General features: G+C 41.7%; 5 protein-coding genes. 3 read left to right on the top strand and 2 right to left on the bottom strand.

Annotated elements, in window-relative coordinates; genetic code table 11:
* Positions 1 to 117 precede the first annotated feature (117 nt).
* Positions 118 to 1,095, top strand: a complete 978-nt coding sequence (locus B4W83_RS09740) for a Gfo/Idh/MocA family protein (RefSeq protein WP_000915858.1) — start codon at positions 118 to 120, stop codon at positions 1,093 to 1,095.
* Positions 1,092 to 2,174 (top strand): DEAD/DEAH box helicase, encoded by a 1,083-nt coding sequence (locus B4W83_RS09735; protein WP_000837546.1) that lies wholly within the window; start codon positions 1,092 to 1,094, stop codon positions 2,172 to 2,174. The genes B4W83_RS09740 and B4W83_RS09735 overlap by 4 nt, the downstream gene beginning before the upstream one ends.
* 77 nt (positions 2,175 to 2,251) lie before the next feature.
* Here B4W83_RS09735 and B4W83_RS13510 read toward each other — a convergent pair whose 3' ends face one another.
* Positions 2,252 to 2,557, bottom strand: a complete 306-nt coding sequence (locus B4W83_RS13510) for a hypothetical protein (RefSeq protein ID WP_079251541.1) — start codon at positions 2,555 to 2,557, stop codon at positions 2,252 to 2,254.
* 96 nt (positions 2,558 to 2,653) lie between these two features.
* Positions 2,654 to 3,850, bottom strand: a complete 1,197-nt coding sequence (gene tuf, locus B4W83_RS09725; protein WP_001040724.1) for an elongation factor Tu — start codon at positions 3,848 to 3,850, stop codon at positions 2,654 to 2,656.
* A 402-nt stretch (positions 3,851 to 4,252) separates the two neighbouring features.
* Here tuf and B4W83_RS09720 point away from each other — a divergent pair.
* Positions 4,253 to 4,587: helix-turn-helix domain-containing protein (locus B4W83_RS09720; protein ID WP_142246444.1), on the top strand; the 335-nt coding region annotated here is incomplete at its 3' end.

Raw genomic sequence — 4,587 nt, 5'->3', positions numbered from 1 at the left:
TTAAGTGATAAAGTCGGGAAAGCTAATCGCTTATTTGAAATTTTTCCCCTCTGTTGGATAGTCCCGTCTATCTATGTTATAATAAAAGAAGGATTTAAAATCAGAAAAGGAGTATTTATGCTTAAATTAGGTATCATTGGCACTGGCGATATCAGCCACCACTTCATAGAAGCAGCCCATGCTAGTGGGAAATACCAGCTGGTCGCAGTCTATTCTAGGAAACTTGAAACCGCAGCAACCTTTGCTTCTCGCTATCAGGATATCCAACTATTTGATCAATTAGAAGACTTCTTCAAGAGCTCCTTCGATGTAGTCTATATTGCCAGTCCAAACTCCTTGCATTTTGCTCAGGCAAAGGCTGCCTTGTCTGCAGGTAAACATGTCATTCTTGAAAAGCCAGCTGTCACTCAGCCACAAGACTGGCCGGATTTGGTTCAAACAGCTGAAAAAAATCACTGTTTTATCTTTGAAGCAGCTCGTAATTACCATGAAAAAGTTTTCACTATCATCAAAAACTTTTTAGCAGACAAACAAATTTTGGGGGCAGATTTCAACTATGCCAAATATTCTTCCAAAATGCCTAACTTGTTGGCTGGGCATACGCCCAATGTCTTTTCAGAGCGTTTTGCTGGTGGAGCACTTATGGATTTGGGGATTTATCCTCTCTACGCTGCCGTTCGTCTCTTTGGAAAGGCTGAGGACGCAACCTACATGGCTCAACAGCTTGACAATAGCATGGACCTAAATGGAGACGGTATCCTCTTCTACCCTGACTTTCAAGTTCATATCAAGGCTGGGAAAAACATCACTTCCAATCTTCCTTGCGAAATTTACACAACAAATGGAACCTTGACCCTCAACACGATTGAGCATATTCGCTCAGCTATTTTTACCGACCACCAAGGCAATCAAGTCCAGCTCCCTATTCAACAGGCTCCTCATACGATGACTGAGGAAGTCACTGCATTTGCACACATGATTCAGCAACCAGACCAGACACTTTACCAGACTTGGCTGGATGATGCAGGCTCTGTTCATGAGCTACTATATACCATGCGCCAGACTGCTGGCATTAGATTTGAGGCAGAAAAATGAAAAGCAAACTACCTACTGAATGGCAAGAACTAAGTGACCAACTCGGTTTCCAAGAATTTACCCCCATTCAAACTCAACTATTTGAGCCCATTCTTGCAGGAGAAAATCTTCTAGGAGTAAGTCCAACAGGAACCGGTAAGACCCTAGCTTACCTCCTACCAAGTCTTCTCAGACTACAAAAGAAAAAAGCGCAGCAACTCTTGATTCTAGCACCAAATACAGAGCTTGCTGGACAGATTTTTGATGTATGTAAAACGTGGGCTGAGACTATCGGCTTGACTCCCCAACTCTTCTTATCAGGTTCGAGCCAGAAACGCCAGATTGAACGCCTAAAAAAAGGACCAGAAATTCTGATTGGAACTCCTGGACGTATCTTTGAACTCATTAAATTGAAAAAAATCAAGATGATGAATGTGGAAACCATCATCCTGGATGAATTCGACCAATTGCTAGATGATTCTCAGATTCACTTTGTTGAGAAAATCACTCACTACGCACCGCGTGACCACCAACTGGTCTACATGAGTGCCACGACTAAGTTTGACCAAGAAAAGATTGCGCCAAACACACGTACCATTGATCTCTCTGACCAAAAACTGGATAACATCCAACATTTCTATATGCAGGTAGACCAACGTCACCGAGTGGATATGCTACGAAAACTAGCTCATGTGGAGGATTTCCGCGGTCTGGTCTTCTTTAACAGCCTATCAGACCTTGGAAGTGCAGAGGAAAAATTACAGTATCGGGATATCTTGGCTGTTTCTCTCGCTAGTGATGTTAATGTCAAATTTAGAAAAGTCATCTTAGAAAAGTTTAAAGACAAGCAACTAACCCTGCTTCTAGCAACAGACCTTCTGGCACGTGGAATTGATATCGATAGCCTAGAATGTGTCGTAAACTTTGATATTCCTAGAGATATTGAAACCTACACTCACCGTGCTGGCCGTACTGGCCGTATGGGCAAGGAAGGTTATGTTATCACTCTCGTCACTCATCCAGAAGAACTTAAAAAACTTAAGAAATTTGCGAGCGTACGTGAAATTGTCTTGAAAAATCAAGAACTCTATATTAAATAAAGCCCCATCGCTCTATACACATCCAGTGTATGGAGCTTTTTATAAGCAATTCAATTTTATACTCTTCGAAAATCTCTTCAAACCGCGTCAGCTTCGCCTTGTCGTATGTATATGATACTGACTTCATCAGTCTTATCTGCAACCTCAAAACAGTGTTTTGAGCTGACTTCGTCAGTTCTATCTGCAACCTCAAGACAGTGTTTTGAGCTGACTTCATCAGTTCTATCTACAACCTCAAGACCATGTTTTGAGCTGACTTCGTCAGTTCTATCTGCAACCTCAAGACAGTGTTTTGAGCTAACTTCGTCAGTCTTATCTACAACCTCAAGACAGTGTTTTGAGCAGCCTGCAGCTAGCTTCCTAGTTTGCTCTTTGATTTTCATTGAGTATTAGTTCAATATCTGAAAAAAAGAACCTTGCAAAGCAAGATTCTTTTAGTGTCTGACTTAAATAATTGTTCTTCTGGGAACTAAATCGAATTAAGCTTCGATTTCTGTAACCATACCTGAACCAACAGTACGTCCACCCTCACGGATAGAGAATGTAGTACCTTGTTCTACGGCGATTGGGTGGATCAACTCAACGTCGATTGTCACGTTATCACCAGGCATTACCATTTCAGTACCTGCTGGAAGTTCGATTGAACCTGTAACGTCAGTAGTACGGAAGTAGAATTGTGGACGGTAGTTGTTGAAGAATGGAGTGTGACGTCCACCCTCTTCTTTAGTAAGGATGTAGACTTCACCTTTGAATTTAGTGTGTGGGTTGATTGAACCTGGTTTAGCGATAACTTGTCCACGTTCGATTTCATCACGTTGAACACCACGAAGAAGGACACCTACGTTATCTCCGGCAAGACCTTCGTCAAGTTGTTTACGGAACATTTCAACACCAGTAACAACTGCTTTTTGAGTTTCTTCTTTGATACCAACGATTTCGATTTCGTCGTTGACTTTAACGATACCACGGTCGATACGTCCTGAAGCAACTGTACCACGTCCAGTGATTGAGAATACGTCTTCGACTGGAAGAAGCAATGGTTTGTCAGTGTCACGTTCTGGTTCTGGGATGTACTCATCAACTGTGTTCATCAATTCCATAACGATGTCTTCGTATTTAGAGTCACCTTCAAGAGCTTTAAGAGCTGAACCTTGGATAACTGGAAGATCGTCACCTGGGAAGTCGTATTCTGACAATAGGTCACGGATTTCCATTTCAACCAATTCAAGCAATTCTTCGTCGTCTACCAAGTCAACTTTGTTCATGAAGACGATAAGGTGTTTAACACCAACCTGACGTGAAAGAAGGATGTGCTCACGAGTTTGTGGCATTGGTCCGTCAGTTGAAGCTACTACAAGGATAGCACCGTCCATTTGAGCGGCACCAGTGATCATGTTTTTAACGTAGTCCGCGTGTCCTGGAGCGTCGATGTGAGCGTAGTGACGTTTTTCAGTTTCGTACTCAACGTGCGCAGTGTTGATTGTGATACCGCGTTCGCGTTCTTCTGGAGCAGCATCGATAGACGCATAGTCTTTAGGTTGGTTAACTGATGAAGGCAAGCGACGTGCCAAAACAGTTGTGATAGCTGCAGTTAGGGTAGTTTTACCGTGGTCAACGTGTCCGATAGTACCAATGTTAACGTGTGGTTTACTACGATCGTATTTTTCTTTTGCCATTTGAGTAAAAGCCTCCAATAAAATATATTTTATAGATAGACAGTAGGCAATACAGTCTAACTTTCCTTACTATTTTATCAAATTTCAGCTAAATTGCAAGTGTTTTACAACGTTTTTGTGAATTATTCTTGGTAAAAATTTAACTGAAAGTTCTATAATGAAGTTAGCCACCCAGCCCTCCTAAAAATTAGATGGTTCAACTAGCTGATAGCTAGCACTCGATTTCATTTGATAAGAGGCTTGATGCTGTTAGGCTGACAAGCCAAGGCTAAGATTAGCCTTGGTTTAGCTGACAAAACTGCTTCAAGGGTTCCTCTTGTCAAATGAAAGCTCTTCTAGGCATAAGAAAACACCTCTGTGTTATACTTGTTGTTCAATCACAAACACAAGAAAGGCACAGAGATGCAAAACCATTATACTACAAAAGCCAAACATTTGACAATCGATAGCCGTCGCTTAATCGAACGATGGAAAAAGGAAGGGAAATCAAATAGAGAAATCGCCTCTTTACTTGGAAAAGCTCCTCAAACCATTCACAATGAAATCAAGCGTGGGACAGTCCGACAATGTCTTGGAAAAGGACGCTTTAAAGAGGTTTATTCTGCCGACTATGCTCAACAGTCTTATGAAAATAATCGCAAGCGCTCGGTCAAGAAATCAAGATTGAACAAGGAGCTGAAGGAAAAGATTCTCCACTATCATAACCAAAAATTTTCGCCTGAAATGATGGTCAAGGC

This window comes from Streptococcus pseudopneumoniae ATCC BAA-960 = CCUG 49455, from assembly GCF_002087075.1.
GTDB classification, from domain to species: domain Bacteria; phylum Bacillota; class Bacilli; order Lactobacillales; family Streptococcaceae; genus Streptococcus; species Streptococcus pseudopneumoniae.
This window is presented reverse-complemented; position numbering and strand designations above follow the sequence as displayed.

What these genes read in the sequence shown, in the direction of transcription:
- B4W83_RS09740 (WP_000915858.1), top strand. Translation starts at nt 118, where the DNA reads ATGCTTAAATTAGGTATCATTGGCACTGGCGATATCAGCCACCACTTC.
- B4W83_RS09735 (WP_000837546.1), top strand. Translation starts at nt 1,092, where the DNA reads ATGAAAAGCAAACTACCTACTGAATGGCAAGAACTAAGTGACCAACTC.
- B4W83_RS13510 (WP_079251541.1), bottom strand. Translation starts at nt 2,557, where the DNA reads ATGAAAATCAAAGAGCAAACTAGGAAGCTAGCTGCAGGCTGCTCAAAA.
- tuf (WP_001040724.1), bottom strand. Translation starts at nt 3,850, where the DNA reads ATGGCAAAAGAAAAATACGATCGTAGTAAACCACACGTTAACATTGGT.